Annotated in this window: 10 protein-coding genes; 3 read left to right on the top strand and 7 right to left on the bottom strand. The window is 60.1% G+C overall.

What is annotated here, in order from left to right:
* Positions 1–1,256 precede the first annotated feature (1,256 nt).
* From MT962_RS05130 to puuD, 4 genes are all read right to left on the bottom strand, one after another.
* A complete protein-coding gene (locus tag MT962_RS05130; RefSeq protein ID WP_024559147.1) occupies positions 1,257–2,537 on the bottom strand; it encodes an FAD-binding oxidoreductase in 1,281 nt (426 codons plus the stop codon).
* Positions 2,537–4,027: an aldehyde dehydrogenase PuuC gene (gene puuC / locus MT962_RS05125; RefSeq protein ID WP_247364833.1), complete on the bottom strand. Its 1,491-nt coding sequence runs from the start codon at positions 4,025–4,027 to the stop codon at positions 2,537–2,539. Before puuC ends, MT962_RS05130 begins: the two co-directional genes overlap by 1 nt.
* 181 nt (positions 4,028–4,208) lie before the next feature.
* A complete protein-coding gene (puuR, locus tag MT962_RS05120) occupies positions 4,209–4,766 on the bottom strand; it encodes an HTH-type transcriptional regulator PuuR (RefSeq protein ID WP_024559145.1) in 558 nt (185 codons plus the stop codon).
* A 23-nt stretch (positions 4,767–4,789) separates the two neighbouring features.
* Positions 4,790–5,557, bottom strand: a complete 768-nt coding sequence (puuD, locus tag MT962_RS05115) for a gamma-glutamyl-gamma-aminobutyrate hydrolase (protein WP_247364832.1) — start codon at positions 5,555–5,557, stop codon at positions 4,790–4,792.
* 215 nt (positions 5,558–5,772) lie between these two features.
* Between puuD and MT962_RS05110 the strand changes: the two genes are divergently transcribed.
* From MT962_RS05110 to MT962_RS05100, 3 genes are all read left to right on the top strand, one after another.
* Positions 5,773–7,191, top strand: coding sequence for a glutamine synthetase family protein (locus tag MT962_RS05110; protein WP_024559143.1), 1,419 nt, complete (start codon positions 5,773–5,775; stop codon positions 7,189–7,191).
* Between the two features lie 237 nt (positions 7,192–7,428).
* Positions 7,429–7,617 carry an ABC transporter permease gene (locus tag MT962_RS05105; RefSeq protein ID WP_247364831.1) on the top strand — a complete coding sequence of 63 codons (189 nt, stop codon included), beginning with the start codon at positions 7,429–7,431 and terminating at the stop codon, positions 7,615–7,617.
* A complete protein-coding gene (locus tag MT962_RS05100; protein WP_247364830.1) occupies positions 7,607–9,025 on the top strand; it encodes an APC family permease in 1,419 nt (472 codons plus the stop codon). Before MT962_RS05105 ends, MT962_RS05100 begins: the two co-directional genes overlap by 11 nt.
* A gap of 121 nt (positions 9,026–9,146) precedes the next feature.
* On the opposite strand, the gene MT962_RS05095 is transcribed toward MT962_RS05100, so the two are convergent.
* The 3 genes from MT962_RS05095 to MT962_RS05085 form a co-directional block, all read right to left on the bottom strand.
* The gene (locus MT962_RS05095; protein ID WP_247364828.1) at positions 9,147–9,911 is read right to left on the bottom strand and encodes a gamma-glutamyl-gamma-aminobutyrate hydrolase family protein; all 765 of its coding nucleotides are present in this window, start codon (positions 9,909–9,911) and stop codon (positions 9,147–9,149) included.
* A 1,443-nt stretch (positions 9,912–11,354) separates the two neighbouring features.
* Positions 11,355–18,698 carry an AIDA repeat-containing protein gene (locus MT962_RS05090; RefSeq protein WP_247364826.1) on the bottom strand — a complete coding sequence of 2,448 codons (7,344 nt, stop codon included), beginning with the start codon at positions 18,696–18,698 and terminating at the stop codon, positions 11,355–11,357.
* A 34-nt stretch (positions 18,699–18,732) separates the two neighbouring features.
* Positions 18,733–19,989: an autotransporter strand-loop-strand O-heptosyltransferase gene (locus MT962_RS05085; RefSeq protein ID WP_024558103.1), complete on the bottom strand. Its 1,257-nt coding sequence runs from the start codon at positions 19,987–19,989 to the stop codon at positions 18,733–18,735.
* Between the last annotated feature and the right edge of the window lie 923 nt (positions 19,990–20,912).

Raw genomic sequence — 20,912 nt, 5'->3', positions numbered from 1 at the left:
AGCGTTGTTTTCATATGTCATCTCTTTTCCCGCGAACGTGCCAGGGGGCTCAAAGCCAGCCCCCTGGCAACCCCGGCTCCCGGCGCGCAAAATCGACCCCTTCGGGGCAGACCTTCCGGTCTGTCATCTGGCTTCGGGTCGGCAGGACGGCACATCCGTGTGCCGACCCGCCTCTGGCCGTTCCCGACGGCCAGCCCCGACCATCTGCCTGCCCGGAAGGCGATTTTGAGGCCGGAGCAACACCATCGCTGACAGGCTGATGAAAAAAGTCATAGTGTTGTCGCTATAAGGCAGAATGCGTTTTGGTGGTTCATTGGTGAACAAATGCAGTGCCACTCACGGGGTTTTCTCCCTCGGGGGAGAGGGCCGGGTTGAGGCGAGGGCCGTGTGTGGGGAAATGACGGCGCAGCCGTATCCTGTGACAGGGCAAGTGGTACTTTACTGACCCGCCTTGCAAAATGCCCTGTATAGCCGTTAAAGCGAAACATCTCCTGTAACAAAAATAAAAATGCCGAAGCGGAGGGTTTGAATCCGGCCTCAAAATCGCCTCAGCTTTTTCACGGTGGCCGGGGCGCACCGGCTGGACCCGGTGCGAGGGCATGTCAGTGCAGGGACGCACTGTCATGCCCGACCCGAAGCCAGCGGGGAAAAGATGAGGTTTCCCGCTTCAGCGGGCGATTTTGCGTGCCGGGAGCCGGGATTGTTAAGGGGGCGGCGGCGAGCCCCCTTAACACGTTCGCGTGAAAAGAGATGACATATGAAAACAACGCTCTGGCGAACGTAACCCTTCATCGCCCGCACATATGCACGTCATAAAATGCCACCCGGTTCCGGGAAACCCAGCGCCTGCGCCCCTCTCCCCGAAGGGGTCGATTTTGCGTGCCGGGAGCCGGGATTGTTAAGGGGGCGGCGGCGAGCCCCCTTAACACGTTCGCGTGAAAAGAGATGACATATGAAAACAACGCTCTGGCGAACGGAACCCTTCATCGCCCGCACATAAGCACGTCATAAAACGCCACCCGGTCCCGGGAAACCCAGCGCCTGCGCCCCTCTCCCCGAAGGGGTCGATTTTGCGCGCCGGGAGCCGGGATTGTTAAGGGGGCGGCGGCGAGCCCCCTTAACACGTTCGCGTGAAGCAAGGGTGCATATGAAAACAACATTCCGGCGAACGTAACCCTTCATCGCCCGCACATATGCACGTCATAAAACGCCACCCCATCCCGGGAAACCCAGCGCCTGCGCCGCCTGCGCGAGCGTCATACCCCCAGCCGGTCCCGCAAACTGTAGTAGGCCGCGCCCATGGCGGTGAACGGGATCTGGAACGAGCGCCCGCCGGGGAAGGGGTAGTGCGGCAGGGTGGCGAAAGCGTCGAAGCGTTCCGCATCGCCGCGCAGCGCTTCGGCGATAAGCTTGCCGGCAAGATGGGTGCAGGTCACGCCGTGGCCGCTGTCGCCCTGCATGTAATAGATATTGTTCTCAAGCCTGCCGAACTGCGGCATCCGGGAGAGCGTCAGCAAGAAATTGCCCGTCCAGCGATAGTCGATTTTTACCCCTTTTAACTGCGGGAAGGTCTTCAGCAGCTTGGGCATAATCAGCCTGTCGATATCATGCGGGTCGCGTGCGCCGTAAACCACGCCGCCGCCGTAAAGCAGCCGGTTATCCGCCGTCAGGCGGTAGTAGTCGAGCAAATAGTTACAGTCTTCCACGCAGTAGTTGTTCGGCAGCAGCGAGGCGGCGACGTCGGCGTCCAGCGGCTCGGTGGTTACCACCTGGGTGCCGCACGGCATGCTGCGCCGCGCCAGCGCAGGCTCCAGTTTGCTGCCAAGGTAGGCGTTGCCCGCCACAATGACATAGCGCGCCTTCACCTGGCCTTTATCGGTTTTGACGACGGCGGGCTGACCATGCTCGATTTTCACCACTGCCGACTGCTCAAAAATGCGTCCGCCCTGCAGGCGAATCGCCTCCGCTTCGCCCAGCGCCAGGTTCAGCGGGTGAATATGGCCGCCGCTGTGGTCGAGCAGCGCGCCGCTGTAGCGGTTGCTGGCGATTTCGTCGCGCACCTTGTCCGCATCCAGCAGCTCAAGCTGGTTGTTGCCATAACGCTCCCAGTTCGCTTTCTGCTCAATCAACCCCAGATACTGTTTACGATTGAGCGCCACGAACAGCCCGCCCTGGCGGTAGTCGCACTGAATATCGTAACGGGCGATGCGGTCGCGGATTATCTGCGCACCTTCAAACATCATGCTGCCGAGCATTCGCGCCGTCTGCGCGCCGTAGCGCGCTTCAATCACGTCGATATCGCGGCTGTATGAATTAACGATTTGCCCGCCGTTGCGGCCGCTGGCGCCAAAGCCGATGCGCGCCGCTTCAAGCAGCACAACGTTATAACCCTGCTCGACTAAATGCAGGGCGGAGGAGAGACCGGTATAACCGCCGCCCACCACACAAACATCGCACTCCAGCGATTCCGTCAGGGTCGGATACGGGGCATGGGCATTGGCGCTCGCGGCGTAATAGCTCTTTACGTGTTCCATGATTAAGGCTCCAGGGCAATCCAGATGGTTTTCAGTTCGGTAAATTTATCCAGCGCGTGCAGCGACTTATCACGGCCGTTGCCGCTCTGCTTGTAGCCGCCGAACGGTACGGTCATATCGCCGTCGTTATAGTTGTTGATGAAAACAGAGCCGGCTTTCAGCCTGCGGGATAGCCGGTGCGCACGGGAGAGATCCCGCGTCCAGACCGCGGCGCCGAGGCCGTAGTCGCTGTCGTTGGCCAGCCGCAACGCCTCTTCTTCACCGCTAAAGGTGGTGACGGCCAGCACCGGGCCGAAAATCTCCTCCCGGGCGATGCGCATCGTATTTTCCACGCCGGTAAAGATGGTCGGGCCGACGTAGGCGGCGCGCCCTGTGTTGCGCCCGTCAAGCCAGAGTTGAGCGCCTTGCTCAAGGCCAAGCTGGATGTAGTCGCGCACGCTTTGCGCGTGAGCGTCGTCAATCAGGGCGCCCATAACGCAGTCCGGGTCGAGCGGGTCGCCGGGGCGGAAAGCCTGCGCCTGTTCGGCGAGCAGTTGCAGAAACGCTTCGCGAATGCTCGCCTCCACCAACAGCCGCGTACCGGCGATACAGACCTGGCCCTGGTTATAGAAGATGCCCGCCGCCGCGCCCGCTGCCGCTTTTTTCAGGTCCGGGCAATCGGCGAAGATGATGTTAGCGCTCTTGCCGCCCGCTTCGAGCCAGACGCGCTTCATGTTGGAGTCGCCCGCGTCTTTTAAAAGCTGCTTCGCGGTGCGCGTGGAGCCGGTAAACGCGATGGCGTCCACATCCGGGTGTTGAGCCAGCGCGCTGCCCGCCTCGTGGCCGAAGCCCGGCACCACGTTCAGCACGCCGTCCGGCAGCCCCGCCTCTTTAGCGAGCGCCGCGATGCGCAGGGCGGTGAGGGGGGATTTCTCGGAAGGCTTAAGGATAACGCTGTTGCCGGCGGCGAGCGCCGGGCCGAGTTTCCAGCAGGCGAGCAGCAGCGGGAAGTTCCATGGCACCACGGCGGCGACCACGCCCACCGGCTCGCGGACAATCAGCGCCAGCTCGCTGCCGCCCGTCGGCGCGACTTCGCCATAGACTTTATCAATCGCTTCGGCATACCAGCGAATAGCGCGCACGGCGCCGGGAATATCATCACGCAGGCTATGGCGAATCGGCTTGCCGGTATCAAGCGTCTCCAGCAGCGCCAGCTCCTCGTGATGCTGTTCCATAAGTGTCGCGAACGCGTTCAGGACGTGCTTGCGAACGGCGGGCGAGGCCTGCGACCAGTCGCCGCGCTCAAAGGCGGCCCGCGCGCTGCTCACCGCGGCGTTAATGTCTTCCGCTTTGCCGCGCGCGACCCTGGCGATGTTTTCGCCTGTCGCCGGGTTGACTGTGGCGAAGGTTTCGCCGCCCAGGGCGTCGCTGTACTCGCCGTTAATAAACAGGCGCCCCTGAACCGTGAGCCGTTCCGCCTGCTGGCGCCAGTAAGGCAAATGATGAAACTCCATAAGCTCTCCTTTGAAATTCAACGTGTTATCGAATCGTTCCGCCGGTACGTCACGGAATTTGGTCAAAGCGGGGCCGCGGGAGATTTTTTTAAAAAATCCCGGGCCTGCTTTTTTACGTTATGTCGCCTGCGAGGAGGCGCTTCCGGCCTGCTTCGTTATCCGGAAACGCGCTTTCCGGCTATCAGAAGGTGGTGGGCGTGTGCGCGCTGATGATGCGGCAGATCCCGGCCGAGGTATTGCTGAAGCTGTGCGGTATGCCGGTGTTAATGGCATAGCTTTGTCCTGCCACCAGGCGGTACGTTTGGCCGTTAATCGCCAGCACCACCTCGCCTTCCAGCAGGGTGCCTATCTCTTCCCCCTGGTGTTTAATCCTCTCCCCGGTCGTGGTACCGGGCTGGTAAGTCTCAATAATCATCGCAAGCGTGCGATGAGGGTTACCGTTATGAATCAGCTTCATCGAGACGCCCTGGCTGCCAATCTCAATCAAATCTTCCTGATTGATAACAACCTGCGGTTCGTCCGGTTTCTCTGGTTCAGCAAAAAACTCCGACAGCGACAGCCCGTAGACCTTCAACAGCTTTTGCAGCGTACTGATGGCCGGACTGACTTTATCCTGCTCAATGGTGCTGATAGCGCTGTGCGTTAATCCCGATAGTTCAGCGACGCGGCGCTGCGACAAACCCAGTTGCTGGCGGATCTGCGCTAAACGCTTCCCCGGCGCCAGGGTGATATCGCTCATATTTTCGCTTCCTTAAGTCAGTGTCAGGCGGGCGGTCGTAATTCTGCCCGGTATCCCCGACAGGCGGTGATAAAACCCTCGAACAACAGGCGGGAGAGGGCATATTCATTACTCTTCCATTCGGGATGCCACTGGACTGCGAGCACGAAAGGGTGGTCTTCGACGCTCACGGCTTCCACCAGCCCGTCGGTTGACCTTGCTTCCACGCGCAGGCGCGGACCCAGCGTTTTCACGCCCTGGCCGTGTAATGAGTTTACCCAGAACCTGTTGCAACCCGGTACAAGGCGGGAGATTAAGCCGCCAGGCTGTACCTGAACTTCATGAGAGGGCGCATATTGTTGCGCCAAAGGCAGTTCCGGATCTTCTCTGTGTTCCAGAAGCTCCGGCTGCTCAAACAGCCGACGATATAGCGTTCCGCCAGTGGCGACAACCAATTCCTGCAGGCCCCGGCAGATGGCGAAAAGGGGGATGCGCCTTTCGAGCGCGCTTTCAATCAGCGCCATGCTCAATGTATCTCGCCCAGGGTCGGCGTCAGGCTCATCGCCGTTTTCACCATAAAGGTGCGGCTGAACGTTGCTGGGGCTGCCGGGCAGCATAATGCCGTCCAGCTGCGGTAGAAGGGTAGTCAGGAGTTCCGGTTCCGCCAGCGCGTGCGGTAAAGGGATGGGAAGGCCGCCTGCGTGGAGCACGGCGTTCAGGTACTTTTCTTGCAGGGTTTGACTTAAATGTCCTTTTATCCTGTTCCTGCACATCACCACTACAATGAGAGGTCTGTCAAATATATTGCCCATTTTACCCTCGCCTGATGGACTAAATTATTTACAAATAACGGTCATGCTTCGCCTGTTGTTCAATATTTTCTCAATCTAGCAACACCGTAACCAAAATTCAAACTCAATTTAACATTTGAAAAACAATTCGGTTGCATCTAAATTTTAAAAGTGGAAATTATATCGAACGGTCGCAGTCAACAGACCGGGACTCCTGGCAACAACGGCGGTGAATCATGGAAACCAATATCGTAGAAGTTGAGAATTTCATGCAGCACAATGAAGAGAGGCGAAGCAGTGCGTTTGCTCGCGAAGTAAAAGCCTATCTGGAGCGCTATCCTCTGACCGAACATATCGACGTCATGCTCACAGATTTAAACGGCTGTTTTCGCGGCAAACGCATTCCCGTAGCAGGCCTGCGTAAAGTAGAAAAAGGATGCTACTTCCCGGCCTCGGTTTTCGCGATGGACATTTTAGGCAACGTGGTGGAAGAGGCTGGGTTAGGGCAGGAGCTTGGCGAACCGGATCGCCGCTGCGTGCCGGTAACCGGCACGCTGGTGCCGTCGACCACCGATCCTGAATATATAGGTCAGCTGTTGCTGACGATGCAGGATGAAGATGGTACTCCCTTTGACGTTGAGCCACGGAACGTGCTTAACCGACTCTGGCAGCAGTTGCGCCAGCGCGGGCTGTTCCCCGTGGTAGCGGTAGAGCTGGAGTTCTATTTAATTGACCGTCAGCGCGACGCTGAAGGCTATCTTCAGCCGCCCTGCGCGCCCGGTACGCAGGACCGTAATACCCAAAGCCAGGTGTACTCCGTCGACAACCTTGATCGCTTCGCCGATGTGCTGAGCGATATCGACGAACTGGCGCGCCTGCAGCAAATTCCCGCCGACGGCGCGGTGGCGGAAGCCTCGCCGGGCCAGTTTGAAATCAACCTTCATCACACCAGTAACGTGCTGCAGGCCTGCGATCACGCGCTGGCGCTCAAGCGCCTGGTGCGACAGGTGGCGGAAAAGCACGGCATGCAGGCCACCTTTATGGCCAAGCCCTACGAAGAGCACGCCGGCAGCGGCATGCACATTCATATTAGCGTGGTGAATGATAAAGGCGTCAACGTGCTGGCGGACGCCGAAGGCGAAGACTCCGGGGTATTAAAGAAGATGCTGGCAGGGATGATTGACCTGATGCCTGCCTCGATGGCGCTGCTCGCCCCCAACGTAAACTCCTACCGCCGTTTTCAGCCAGGCATGTATGTGCCGACCCAGGCCTCCTGGGGCCACAACAACCGCACCGTCGCACTGCGCATCCCCTGTGGGGAGCGCGAAAGCCACCGCGTTGAATACCGCGTAGCCGGGGCGGACGCTAACCCTTATCTCGTTATGGCCGCGGTACTTGCGGGCGCCCTGCAGGGTCTGGATAATGACCTCCCTTTGCCGGAGGCCGTCGAGGGTAACGGTCTTGAGCAAGAGGGTGCGCCATTCCCGATTCGTCAAAGCGATGCGCTTTACGAATTCCAGGCTCATCCGGCCATGCGAGAACTTCTCGGCGGCCGCTTCTGCGACGTGTTCCACGCCTGCAAGAACGATGAGCTGATCCAGTTTGAGCGTTTAATCACAGAAACAGAAATTGAGTGGATGCTGAAAAACGCCTGATTTTCCGCTGACAATCAACCTCGCTTCCCTGCCTTTGTTGCGCAGGCCGGGAAGCTTTTACCCGTAATACCCTGTCGAGGCCGCAGTCCGACAAACAGAAATAACAGGCCGCTTCTGTGGAAGATAGCGGCGAGCGTTGCCGGGCGGAACAGGCCGGCTTTTTCCGGTGTCGCGCGAAGGAGCTAAGCGCGGCCACGGTTGACTACGACGTTCAGGATACGTTACGAGGAAAAAGAGATGGTGCATGTTTATGTCTATCCGCCGCGCACAGGCCTTCGCCTGAGCCGCAGTAAATACGGGCCGGCGAACCGCTGCGCCGCCTTCAGCGGCAAGCTCTCCCTGAGTCATTTCTCTCCCCGTTTGCCTGACGGGTTCCCCATCACCTCTGCCGCAGAGGGAAAAGAGGGGAACCGGCATGGCGATTAACTACGATCTCAATGTCGCGACGGCGGCGGCAAAACCGCAGCTGCGCAAATCGCTTAAGCTCTGGCAGGTCGTCATGATGGGGCTCGCCTACCTGACGCCGATGACGGTATTCGATACGTTCGGCATCGTGTCGGGACTTAGCGACGGCCATGTTCCCGCCTCGTATCTGGTGGCGCTGGCGGGCGTGCTCTTTACCGCGGTCAGTTACGGCAAGCTGGTAAAGCGTTTTCCCACCGCCGGTTCCGCCTATACCTACGCCCAACAGGCTATCAACCCGCACGTGGGCTTTCTGGTGGGGTGGTCTTCGCTGCTGGATTACCTTTTCCTGCCGATGATCAACGTCCTGCTGGCGAAGCTCTATCTCTCCGCCATGTTCCCGGAAGTGCCGCAATGGATCTGGGTGGTGCTTTATGTCGGCATCATGACCCTTGCGAATCTCAAAAGCGTCAATCTGGTGGCGAACTTCAACACGCTGTTTGTGGGTGTGCAGGTGGCGATTATCGCGGTGTTTATCTTCCTCGTCGTGCACGGGCTGCATAAAGGCGAAGGCGTGGGCACGGTCTGGTCGCTTTCACCGTTCGTCAGCGAAAATGCGCAGCTTATCCCCATCATCACCGGGGCGACGATTGTCTGCTTTTCGTTCCTGGGTTTTGACGCCGTCACCACGCTTTCGGAAGAGACGCCTAACGCCGGCAAAACGATCCCGCGGGCGATTTTCCTCACCGCACTCTATGGCGGGGTTATCTTCATTGCCGCGTCGTTTTTTATTCAGCTTTTCTTCCCGACCATGAGCCGCTTTAAAGAGCCGGACGCCGCGCTGCCGGAGATTGCGCTCTATGTTGGCGGTAAGCTGTTCCAGTCTATTTTCCTCTGCTGTACGTTCGTTAATACGCTCGCGTCGGGGCTGGCTTCGCACGCCAGCGTCTCCCGCCTGCTGTATGTGATGGGGCGCGATAATGTCTTCCCGGAAAAAGTGTTCGGTTACGTGCACCCGAAATGGCGCACCCCGGCGCTAAACGTCATCCTGGTGGGCATTGTGGCGCTGACGGCGCTCTCTTTCGATCTCGTCACCGCCACGGCGCTGATTAACTTCGGCGCGCTGGTGGCTTTTACCTTCGTAAACCTTTCGGTCGTGAACCACTTCTTCCTGCGCGAAGGGCGCAACAAAACCTGGCGCGACAAGTTTCACTACCTGATCCTGCCGCTGGTAGGGGCGCTGACGGTCGCGGTGCTGTGGCTGAACCTGGAGAAAAGCTCGCTGGTGATGGGGCTTATCTGGGCGGCGCTCGGTGTGGGCTACCTGACGTGGCTGACCCGCCGTTTCCGCCAGCCGCCGCCAATGTTTAAGGGCGAACGGGTGGAGGAGCAGGAGGACGGCGCAGGCGCTGGGTCTCCCAGGTCAGCGTAGGGCCAACCGCCATGGCTTCAACCGGGGGATACGTCTGAAGCCATGGCCTGACAGTATTCCTCGCCCCTCTGAATAGAAGGGTAGGGTGAGACGCGCAGGCAGCGCCGCCCGGCAGGGGTGATTAAACGTCTCCTCGCGCTCGCTGCGTGGCGCGGGCTATGCAGGCTTTAGAAAAGGCGCGGAACAGGGTCAGGTAGTGCGGGTTATGCTGCACCTGCCACTCCGGATGAAACTGCACGCCGACAGCGAACGCGCGAGCGCTTTCCACCGATACCGCTTCAATTAATCCGTCTGGCGCTCGCGCTTCTACCCGCAAACCTGGCGCCAGCGTTTCAATCCCCTGCGTATGCAGCGAGTTCACCTCAAACTTTGGCGGCAGGCCAAGTTCTTCCAGCACGCCGCCCGGCTCGGTATGAATGATATGTGCTGGCCCATATTGTTCGGCCAGGTCGTCGTTGGGATCTTCCCGGTGATCCGCCCATGGCCCCGCCGTATGCACCGCCTGATGCAGCGTGCCTCCCAGCGCCACGTTAAGCTCCTGAAAGCCGCGGCAGATAGCGAGCAGCGGCACGCCCGCTTCAATGGCGGCACGCAGCAGCGGCAGGGTCGTGGCGTCGCGCGCCATGTCGCTATGAGTGTTCAGCACGTGCAGCGTATGGCCGTAAAGATCGGGGTTTACGTTGCTTGGCGAGCCGGTAAACAGCAGGCCGTCGAGCCGCGCGAACCAGCTTTCCGGCGCGATAAGGTCGCCAAAAGCGGGCACGATAACCGGCAGGGCGCTGGCGCCAAACACCACCGCGCGCAGATATTTATCGCCCGCCACATGGAAATATTGACCGTTATGCTCCCAGCGGCAGGCGGTCACGCCGATTAAAGGTTGTTGCATAGCCCTCTCCTGGCGCTCCGGCGCCTGCTTTGTTACGGGTGCTCCCGCGTCTGTAATAAGTATTAATTTTAATCGGTTTTGAGAGGAGTCAAGGGGTTCGTTTGTTGGGGAGGGCAGGTGGCGCAGACGCTGCGCTTCACCGGGTGGGTTGGCATTTTCTGAGATGAATATGCGTGGGTGGTGAAGGGTTCCGTTCGCCAGAGCGTTGTTTTCATATGTACCCTTCCTTTACGCGAACGTGTTAAGGGGGCTCGCCGCCAGCCCCCTGGCGACCCCGGCTCCCAGCTCGCAAAATCGCCCCCTTCGGGGAGAGGGGCGGGATGAGGGGCGCAGGCGGCACAGACGCTGGGTTTCCCGGGATGGGGTGGCGTTTTATGACGTGCTTATGTGCGGGCGATGAAAAGTTACGTTCGCCGGAGCGTTGTTTTCATATGTACTCTTCCTTCACGCGAACGTGTTAAGGGGGCTCGCCGCCGCCCCCTTAACAATCCCGGCTCCCGGCACGCAAAATCGCCCGCTGAAGCGGGAAACCTCATCTTTTCCCCGCTGGCTTCGGGTCGGGCATGACGGCACGTCCCTGTGCCGACATGCCCTCGCACCGGGTCCAGCCGGTGCGCCCCGGCCACCGTGAAAAAGTTGAGGCGATTTTGAGGCCGGATTCAAACCCTCCGCTGCGGGATTTTTATTTTGGTTACAGGAGATGCTTCGCTTTAACGGCTATACAGGGCATTTTGCAAGGCGGGTCAGTAAAGTACCACTTGCCCTGTCACAGGATACGGCTGCGCCGTCATTTCCCCACACACGGCCCTCGCCTCAACCCGGCCCTCTCCCCCGAGGGAGAAAACCCCGTGAGTGGCACTGCATTTGTTCACCAATGAACCACCAAAACGCATTCTGCCTTATAGCGACAACACTATGACTTTTTTCATCAGCCTGTCAGCGATGGTGTTGCTCCGGCCTCAAAATCGCCTTCCGGGCAGGCAGATGGTCGGGGCTGGCCGTCGGGAACGGCCTGAGGCGGGTCGGCACACGGAGGGGCCTTCCTGCCGACCCGAAGCCAGATGACAGACCGGAAGGTCTGCCCCGAAGGGGGCGATTTTGCGAGCCGGGAGCCGGGGTTGCCAGGGGGCTGGCTTTGAGCCCCCTGGCACGTTCGCGTGAGGAAAGGTGACATATGAAAACAACACTTCGGCGAACGTAACCTTTCACCGTCCGGACATATATCCCGGCACAGAAAACTCAACACCTGAGCCGCCTGCCCCCCCTCACCCCAACCCTCTCCCCAAAGGGGCGAGGCAGAAACCCACGGGCGGCGAAGGAAGAGGCTGTGCCGCTTCGCTAACCCGCCCTGCGTGCGGCTCTGCAACCCCTCTCCTGCTCCCACAATAAAAAAACCGCGCCTGAAAAGGCGCGGTTTTCACCACGTTTTACATCACTTCCTCATCAGAAGCTGATTTTCAGCGTCACCTGACCGCCGTAACCGCCGGTGCCGGCATCGTCCAGCGTCTGGGTATAGCCCGCGCGCACCCCTAAGGTCACGTTATCACGGATCTGCCCGTCAAGCCCCACATCCAGCGCGGCGGCGGTGCCGTCCTGATCCGGACTGAAGGTGGTTTCACTGTTCGCCACCCCCGGCGCACCGACGCGCAAATCACCTTTCGAGTCGAAAGTCTGAATGAAGGACGGGCGCACCCACCAGCTCACCGGCGGCGGGTTGCCCGTCGCCTTCAGCGTCGCGTTGTTGCCAATACGCAGCCCCGCACGCACCTGCTGGCTGTGCGCGTCGCCGAACTTGATATCCGCCACGTCATCGCCGCCATCGTTCAGATCCACGCTGCGATACTGGTACTGCACCTGCGGCTCAAGCACCAGCCCCGCGCCAACCTCGAACGGCAGGCCGGTTTCGAAGGAGCCGACATAACCCCAGCCGTGCGTCTTCATGCCGTCGCCGTCACGCGGGTCGGTGTCGAAGTTGTGACGCGTGCCCTGCGCAACCACGTCGAACCACCAGCCGCGCTCATGTACGCCGTTGAAGTAGAGACCCGCACTGTAGGCATCGTCTTTCACCGTGCCCGCTTTGGAGTCGTTCGAACGTTGCACGTCCACTTTAGACAGACCCGCTGCGCCGTAGATGCCAACGCTCAGCGCCATGGCGCTGTCGGCATTCTGCCAGAGATCGCTACCAATCTGCAGGAAGGTATAGCCGCCCTTGCTGTCCGGCGTGTTGCCGCTACGCAGGTCGTCGCTGCCGTGGTCGTGGCTCAACTGCCCGGCCTGGAAACGCGCCCACATATTGCTGCCGCTTTCTGTCGCCGCGCGAGCCGCGTAGCGGCGGCTGTCCAGCGAACCGAGCAGCGCGCTGTCATAATCCATCGCCTGCGCAAAAAGCGAGTTGTAGAGATAGACAGCTGAACGGTAGTTCTGCGCTCCGCGATCCCCGGCGCTGGTTGCAGCGGTCGTCAGATACCAGCTCTCATCCGCTGCGCCCTGACGCAGGGTGTAGTTATAAGCCCCCGCCTGCAGTTCACCCGCCATGCTGAAGGCGTCATCGGCGGTGGTGGCGCCGTTAATGGCGTTAACCACCTGAATGCCTTCGCCCGTGGTGCGCGCCCCAAGGCCGCCCAGGTTGCGGATAGCGAGCTGCGTGTTGCCGGTCGCCGTGCCGCCGTCAATCACCAGGCTATCGGTGGTGGCCGCATTGCCCGCAAAAAGCGTGTTGAGGGTGATGGTGCCGCCGTTGCCCACCAGGTTGGTGACCGTCAGGGTTTTCGGTGCGAATGCCCCGGTCGGCGCCTGGTAATCAATGGTGCCGCCGAGCGTCAGGGTATTGAGCAGCGAGTCGCCGGTCATCAGCCAGCTTGAGCCTGCGTCAACCGTCAAATCGGTCGGGTCGATGGCGCCGGTCAGCGACGTGCCATTGGTTAACTGCAACGATGTGCCGAGCTGCGCTACGATATCCGTAACCGCCTGCAGGCCGCTGAAGACCAGCGTACCGGCTTGCAGATAGGTCCCGCCCGTCTGGTTAAGTACGCCGCTTAAGGTCAGCTGGCCGTCGCCTTCTTTATAAAGGCTGCCGTTGCCGGTTAACGCGCCGCTATAGCTGCTGTCGGTGGTGTCGGCGGTAATGCTCAGTACGCCCGCATTATTAACATCGCCCGTTAAGACGGCGCCATCGTTAAGCTCGGTAAAGCCCGTTAAGGTGCCGCCTGCCGCTACGTTGAGGCTGCCGCCCGCGTTCACGGTGGTGTTGTTCGCCGTGCCGTCCGCGCTCACATCCAGCAAGCCGCCATTTTCCAGCAGCAGGCTGTCGGCCAGCTTATCAGCGATAGAAAACTCGCCGTTGCTGCTCTCGCCGTCTACGGTAGTATCCGTCGTGGCCACCAGCGCCGCGCCGCTGTTCAGCATGATGTTGGTTGCGGTGGCGCCGCTCGCCAGCGCCAGCATCCCGCCCTGCTCGACGGAGGTGAGATCGACCACGCCGCCGGCTTTCACATGCTGCGCGCCGCCCTCGCTCACGGTCGTGGCGACGGCGGTGCCGCCGAAGGTGACGCTCTGGGTGCCGTTCTCGCTAACGGTGGAAGAGGCTACTTCGCCGCCTGCATTAACTACCTGCTCGCCTGCCACAATGTTATCCACGACGATAGCGCCGTCGTTGACATTCTGGATCCCGCCCGCCTTGATGACGGTCGAGATAACGGTACCGCCGCTGTTGACGTTCTGCGTACCGCCATCGTTAAGCGTGGTGCTGACGGCGGTGCCGCCCGTCAGAACGTTCTGGATGCCGCCCAGGTTAATCTGCGCGTCGTAAGAGGTGCCCCCGTTCTGGATATTCTGCACGCCGCCCTTATAGACGGTAGTGGATGTGGCCGTGCCGCCCTGATAGATCTGTTGCACGCCCTTGTAATCCACGCCGGTGCCTTGCGCATTACCCCAGACGCGCTGTACAGCGCCATTGACCAGCACGGTGTCAGAGGCGTTCGCCCCCGCGCCGACATTCTGTGCGCCGTCGCCGATAAGATGGGTATCCAGCGCGCTGGCGCCGCGGGCCAGATTCTGGATCCCTCCCCGGATAAGGGTATCGCTCACCTGCGCGCCCTCGCTCACCATCTGCTGGCCGCCCGTCTCAACGACCGTCGAAATCACTGTGGCGCTGGCGTTCACCACCTGCTGGCCGCCGCTGTCGATGGTGGTTCCGTTCGCCGTGCCCGACACATCCTGCAGGCCGCCATCGCGGATAAACGTTAGGTTAGCCACTGCACCATCCAGCACCGTCTGGCGTCCGCCGTTATAGACAGAGTTGCCATTCGCCGTGCCTTCCAGTATTTGCAGACCGCCGTCGATAAGGGTGATATCCGCCAGGCCGCCCGCTTTCACGTTCTGGATGCCGCCGCTGTAAATCACGCCGAAATCCGCTTCGCCGCCAGCGTTAATGTTCTGCACGCCGCCGTTTTCAACGCGGGTGTCTACGGCCAGGCCGCCGTCGCCGATATTCTGCGTGCCGCCGAGCATACGGGTTTCAACCGCTTTCGCGCCGTTATTGATATTCTGCTCGCCGCCGTTCATCACGGTGGAAATGGCCGCCCCTGCGCTGGTGACGGTTTGCTTGCCGCCGGCATTGATCACCGTATTACGCGACCAGCCATACGGGTCGACCAGCTGCTGGCCGCCATTGTTGATAACAGCGGCGTCAGAAAGGCCGTCCACGCGCTGTACGCCGCCGCTGTTAACCAGCGTGCCGCGCGCCTGGCCGCTGGCCGTCACCAGCTGTACGCCGCCGTCGCTGATGCTGGCCCCGGAAGCTGTGCCTTCCACCAGTTGCGTGCCGCCGCCAAAGATGGTGCCGTCGGACGCCGCGCCGCCCAGGTTGATATGCTGCAGCCCGCCGCTGTTAACAATGGTGCCAGCGGCCAGACCGCCCCGGTTGACCAACTGCACGCCGCCGTCGCTCACTACGGCGGAAATAGCCGTGCCGTCGACGCTCTGGGTGCCGCCGCTGTTAATCTGGGTATTGTTCGCTTTACCGGTGCGCATGACCAGTTGCGTGCCGCCGTCGCTGATGCTGGCGCCGGACGCAGTCCCTTCCACCACCTGTTTGCCGCCGCCGAAAATGGTGCCGTCGGATGCCGCGCCGCCAAGATTAATGTGCTGGAGACCGCCGCTGTTGACGATGGCGCCAGCGGCCAGGCCGCCGCTGTTCACCAGCTGCACGCCGCCGTTGTTCACTACCGATGAGGTTGCGGTGCCGTCCACGCTCTGGGTGCCGCCGCTGTTGACCTTCGTGCCGGTCGTTTTACCGCTCGTCTGCACCAGCTGCACACCGCCATCGCTGACGCTGGCGCCAGACGCGGTGCCGGCAACAACCTGCTGCCCGCCGCCGAAAATGGTGCCATCAGACGCCGCGCCGCCAAGATTAATATGCTGAAGACCGCCGCTGTTGACGATGGCGCCAGCGGCCAGGCCGCCGCTGTTCACCAGCTGTACGCCGCCATTGTTCACTACCGATGAGGTTGCGGTGCCGTCAACGCGCTGCAAACCGCCCTGATTGATAAGCGACCCGGTGGCGTTGCCGCCCGTCATCACATGCTGCACGCCGTTCTGGCCAATCACGGTGCCGCCCGCAAGCCCCGCCACGCGCTGGATGCCGCCCAGCAGCAGAGAACCGGAAGCCGCCGCCCCTGCGCGCACCGACTGAATGCCGCCGCTGTTCACCTGCGTATTGTTGGCGTGGGAACCGCTTTGCAGGATTTGCAGGCCGCCATCATTGACGATGGAGCCATTGGCCGTGCCGTCCACATTCTGCAGACCGCCGCTGTTGACGCGCGTGCCGGTGGTTTTACCGGTGACGTGAACCTGCTGCATGCCCCCTGCATTCACGATTGTGTCCGAGGCCGTGCCTTCCACTACCTGGGTGCCGCCTGCCAGCAGCCCGTCGGAGGCAGCGCCGCCCTCGTTGATGTGTTGCAGGCCGCCGCTGTTGACCAGCGAACCTGCCGCCAGACCGCCTGCCTGCACTAACTGCACGCCGCCATCATTCACCACGGAGGAGATTGCCGAGCCATCGACCGCCTGAGTGCCGCCGCTGTTGATAATGGTATCGGTGGCCTTGCCAGTCTGCTGAACCTGTTGGGAGCCGCCCTCGTTGACGCTGGTGCCGGATGCCGTGCCCGCAACGACCTGAGTGCCGCCGGAGAAAATGCGCCCATCGGACGCCGCGCCGCCTTCATTAATGTGCTGGAGCCCGCCGCTGTTGACGATGGAGCCCGCCGCCAGACCGCCGCTGTTGACTAACTGGGTGCCGCCATCGTAAACCACCGATGAGGTCGCGGTGCCGTCCACGCGCTGCAGGCCGCCGTCATTGATGAGCGAGCCGGTAGCGCTGCCGCCTGACTGCACATGCTGCACGCCGCCTGCGCCGATAACCGTGTCCGCCGCCATGCCAGCCAACTCCTGAATGCCGCCGAGCAGCGTCGCCGCCGCTGCCGCGCCGCCTGCCAGCACGTCCTGAATGCCGCCGGTGTTCACTACGGTGCCGGTGGCAATACCGCCGCTGCGTACTTGCTGAACGCCGCCATCGTTTACGGTGGTGGCAATCGCCGCGCCGTCCACATCCTGCAGTCCGCCGCTGTTGATGGTAGCACCGGTCACTTTGCCGGTGGCGTGGATCTGCTGAACGCCGCCCGTATTGATGAGCGTATCGGAAGCAGCGCCTTCCACAATCTGCGTGCCGCCGAAGAGAATACCGTCGGAAGAGGCGCCGCCTTCGTTGATATGCTCAAGCCCCCCCGCGTTGACAATGGTGCCAGCCGCCACGCCGCCGCGATGGATTAGCTGTACGCCGCCGTCGTTAACCACGGCGGAAATCGCCGAGCCGTCTACCGCCTGGGTGCCGCCGCTGTTGATAATGGCGTTCACCGCTTTACCGGTTTGCTGTACCTGCTGCGTGCCGCCTGCGTTAACGCTGGTGCCAGACGCCGTACCGGCAACAACCTGGGTGCCGCCGCTAAAGATGCGTCCATCAGAGGACGCGCCGCCAAGATCGATATGCTGTAGGCCGCCGTTATTAACGGTGGTATTAGCCGCAAGACCGCCGCTGTGCACCAGCTGCGTGCCGCCGTCGTTCACCACGGCGGAAACCGCCAGGCCATCCACCGTCTGGGTGCCGCGATTATTGATAATCGCGCCGGTTGATTTGCCGGTCTGCTGCACCAGCTGCGCGCCGCCGTCGTTCAGGTGGGTGCCGGTTGTGGTTCCCGCCACCACCTGGTTCCCGCCGCCGAAGACGGCGGTATCGGATGCCGCTCCCCCCAGGCTTACATGCTGAAGACCGCCGCTGTTAACCACCGCGCTGATGGACAAGCCCTGATTCTCGACCAGTTGCGTGCCGCCGGTATTTACCACCGCAGCAGTGGCGGTGCCTTCCACGCGCTGCAGGCCGCCTTCATTAATTAACGAGCCGCTGGCGTTAGCGCCTGTCTGGACGTGCTGTATGCCGCCCTTGCCAATGACGGTGTCCCCCGCCGTGCCCGCCAGTTCCTGTACGCCGCCCAGCAGGACAGAGCCGGAGGCCGCGCCGCCGAGTTTCACCTCCTGGACGCCGCCGTCACGCACCACCGTGCTGTTCGCATGACCGCCGCTCTGCACCAGTTGGGTGCCGCCTGATTTGACGGTCGCGGAATTCGCCGTGCCGCCGACGTTTTGCAGGCCGCCGCTATTGACCTGGGCATCGACAGATTTACCGGTCGCCTGAATCTGCTGCTCGGCGCCTGCGTCAATCTGCGTGTTAGACGCCGTACCTGCCAGCAACTGGGTGCCGCCGAAGAGATGGGCATCCGCCGAAGCGCCGCCTTCATTCACGTGCTGTAACCCGCCGCTGTTGACCTGCGTACTGGTGGCGAGACCGCCGCTCTGGATAAGCTGGGTGCCGCCCGCTTTAACGACCGCCGAAATGGCGGTGCCTTCCACCGCCTGGGTGCCGCCGCTGTTAATTTGGGTGTCGCGCGCCTGGCCGCCCAGCTGTACCTGCTGCGTGCCGCCGTCGCTGACGCTGGCGCCGGAGGCGGTGCCGGAGACCTGCTGAATGCCACCGCTGAAGATGACGCCGTCGGAAGCCGCGCCGCCGGCGCTGATGTACTGTACTCCGCCATCGTTAACGGTGGTGCTGCGGGCAAAGCCGCCGCTCTCGACCACCTGATGTCCGCCATCATTCACCACAGCGGAGATTGCCGTTCCGTCCACGGACTGCGTGCCGCCATTGTTAATCAGGGTGTCGGTGCCGGTGCCTCCTGCGAGAATATGCTGTTCCCCACCGTCGCCCACCACCGTGGTCGCCGCCGTACCGGCTACGCTTTGCACGCCGTCAAAAATAACCGTATTGCTCGCTTGACCGTCGCTTTCCACCCACTGAACGCCATTATTGATAGTGGTGTCCGTAACGCTTCCCTGCTGGCGCACAATCTGCACCCCGCCGTCGTCAAGCGTCGTCTGTTGCGCCTGACCGCCTGCGACAATCTGTACGCCCTGGCCTGAAATCAGGTGCCCGGTAGTGACGCCGCCCGCCAGTACATTTTGCGTGCCGCCCTGTACCACTTCATCCTGCACGGCGGAGGTGACATCCGTCGTAAACGCCAGCGCAGCGGAGCTGGCGAGCGCTGAACCCACCGCCGCGGAAATCAGCACCGCCCCGCTGGCCCGCTTGCCTTTCGCCCGGGTTAACTCTGAAACCACGATAAACGCGCGCTGAACTTCACTCCATACCAGCCGGTAGCTGCAGTTGAGACTTTTCTTCATTTTTAATGTCCTCGGGACCCGTTCTCATCGGCCGTCAGGCGGCGTGCTGATCGGGGTCTGCCAATGCTGTTGTTTTGATGTCAAAGGGATTGCTTCGCAGCGCTATAAGCCGACGTAGCTGGCTGATAACCTGCTTGCCCGTAATAAAACGCGTGCACTCGTACTGCCGGTCCGTGCCTTTGTGGCGCGGACACCAGAAATAGTCCTGATGGTCGAAATCGAGCCGCACGTCATCCCAGCAGCCATTGCAGACGTGGGTATTGATGACGCGCCAGGGGGTATAAAACTCGCTGTTGGGTAGACTAAAGCCGCTTATCAGCACCACCGGGGTGCGGCTTGCCCAGGCAAGCCAGGAAAGCCCGCTGCCAAGGCCAATAAAAAAATCGGCGTGCTCCAGCAGCGCCACGCGATCGCGCAGCGGCAGATTGCCGGTGAAATCTTCCGCGCCGTGGGGAATCTTGTTCCAGACGTAGCCGCGCCCCACCACCTTCTCTTTGTCAATACAGATAACCCGGTACCCTTCGGCTTTAAGGAAATCAATGACTTCATGCCAGCCGCTGCCGTTGTTCCAGAACTTCGCCTGGCTGGTAGACTGGGTGGCGATACAAACGTAGGGTTCGGCTATCTGGCGCGGGGAGCGGGTGCGCAGATCGGGAATAATTTCGTCGGGATCGACGCCAAGAATATGCCCGGCGGTGCGGTGCAACCCTACCTGGCGGAAATCGTAGGGCTGGCGGTCCAGATCGCCATGAAAAAAGAGCCCGACGCGATACGTGGCGTAAGGCGCCTGCGCCTCGCCCCGCTCGGCCTGCCAGGTTTCTGGCGTAAAGAAATTAAGCTCGGGATAGGCGGGTCGGAAGAGATCGAGAATTGGCTGCGCCAGCGTGCAGTCGGTCTGACAGCGCCAGGTTTTGCGAAAACGCTCGGCGTAAGGCACCCAGCCGATCAGGTCGCCCAGCGTGCCGGTGGGAAAGGAGATCAGAACGCGTTGCCCACGCAGATCGAGCGCGTGGTCAAGTAGCGGGTCGCTCTCCCCCTTTCGCCAGACGCGGAGACGAAAAGGCACATAATATTTTTTGGTGCTGATGACCCAACCCTGAATAATATCGTTGGCGAAAAGCACATTTCCCGTTTCGTCGTCGCTTATTTCCACTCGCCAGTTGCCTTGAGGCAATAACAAACGTGCGCCGTCATTAAAATCAAATAAAATGCCTTCCGGCCCCTGCTGCGTAGGTAGCTCTGGAGGCAATATGAAAGCGTGACCATTACTGGCAGATGCGGAATTCGTCATCACCCTACCTTCCTAACTATTCAGGAAATATCTTAAACAACGCTTTGGCTAAAAATTATGGAAATCAGGCAGAAGCCATTCTCCGGACGAGGCTGCCTGGAAAGTTATTTATTCCTGCTTTTTGTTCATCCATTAACCATGCGAAAAGCTGGCTTAAGTGTAGTGATGACTTAACTTATTGCAAATTCTTACTTTTTGTTAAATATCTTAATAATCAATAACTTAAAATTACTACCATTTTTAGCGGTTTTTTGAAAAACCTTAAATTACAATAACTTAACATTGCAAAGCGCAGAGTAATTTAGGAATATCCTTAACGCAAACTCATAAAAAAGCAAAACGCAGATCACATTACATAATATATTATGGCGATGGTGTTATTGCGCTTCAGATATTTTTTCAGTGTTCAATAAGAATTAAACCTAAAATAAAAGAAAGCAGCCTTATCAATAGACCCCCCGATTTTAAGGTTGCGCTCTTATTGGAAACTCACAAGCGTTATGCGCTGACCGACACGGTATTTTGCCAGTGGAAGCAAACCCGCTGTTTTTTAGCGCTACGCAACTGAGCCTTTGCGAGCATAATTATGGGAAGTATGCGACAGATAAAAAGATTAATTATTAGCCGTTAATTAAATGCTTTCGTCGGTAATAGTGCCGCTTTTAATGCTAAACCGTATCGCTTATTTTGATTGCCAACGCTTTCTTAATGAGCCTGTAACTCGCAGGCAACACAACCGCAGCGCCGCGCTGATTTGCATTTTGAAACAGCGTTTTCAATTCCTTTCCTGGCCCGTGGAAGCTATAATGCCGCCACTTTATCTTGAATGGTTTCAGCGCATTGGACTGTCACAACAATTACAATCAGATCCGTTCATCCCGGCTGGCTGAAGCGCAAGCACACTTTCCCCTGCACGCCTGGTT

It is taken from the genome of Franconibacter sp. IITDAS19 (assembly GCF_023079515.1).
GTDB classification, from domain to species: Bacteria; Pseudomonadota; Gammaproteobacteria; order Enterobacterales; family Enterobacteriaceae; genus Franconibacter; species Franconibacter pulveris.
Note: the sequence above shows the minus strand (reverse complement) of the source record. Positions and strands in the feature narration are given on the sequence as shown.

Excerpts from the sequence above, each read along its gene's own strand:
- puuC (WP_247364833.1), bottom strand. The coding sequence starts at position 4,027 with ATGGAGTTTCATCATTTGCCTTACTGGCGCCAGCAGGCGGAACGGCTC.
- puuR (WP_024559145.1), bottom strand. The coding sequence starts at position 4,766 with ATGAGCGATATCACCCTGGCGCCGGGGAAGCGTTTAGCGCAGATCCGC.
- puuD (WP_247364832.1), bottom strand. The coding sequence starts at position 5,557 with ATGGGCAATATATTTGACAGACCTCTCATTGTAGTGGTGATGTGCAGG.
- MT962_RS05110 (WP_024559143.1), top strand. The coding sequence starts at position 5,773 with ATGGAAACCAATATCGTAGAAGTTGAGAATTTCATGCAGCACAATGAA.
- MT962_RS05105 (WP_247364831.1), top strand. The coding sequence starts at position 7,429 with ATGGTGCATGTTTATGTCTATCCGCCGCGCACAGGCCTTCGCCTGAGC.
- MT962_RS05100 (WP_247364830.1), top strand. The coding sequence starts at position 7,607 with ATGGCGATTAACTACGATCTCAATGTCGCGACGGCGGCGGCAAAACCG.
- MT962_RS05095 (WP_247364828.1), bottom strand. The coding sequence starts at position 9,911 with ATGCAACAACCTTTAATCGGCGTGACCGCCTGCCGCTGGGAGCATAAC.
- MT962_RS05090 (WP_247364826.1), bottom strand. The coding sequence starts at position 18,698 with ATGAAGAAAAGTCTCAACTGCAGCTACCGGCTGGTATGGAGTGAAGTT.
- MT962_RS05085 (WP_024558103.1), bottom strand. The coding sequence starts at position 19,989 with ATGACGAATTCCGCATCTGCCAGTAATGGTCACGCTTTCATATTGCCT.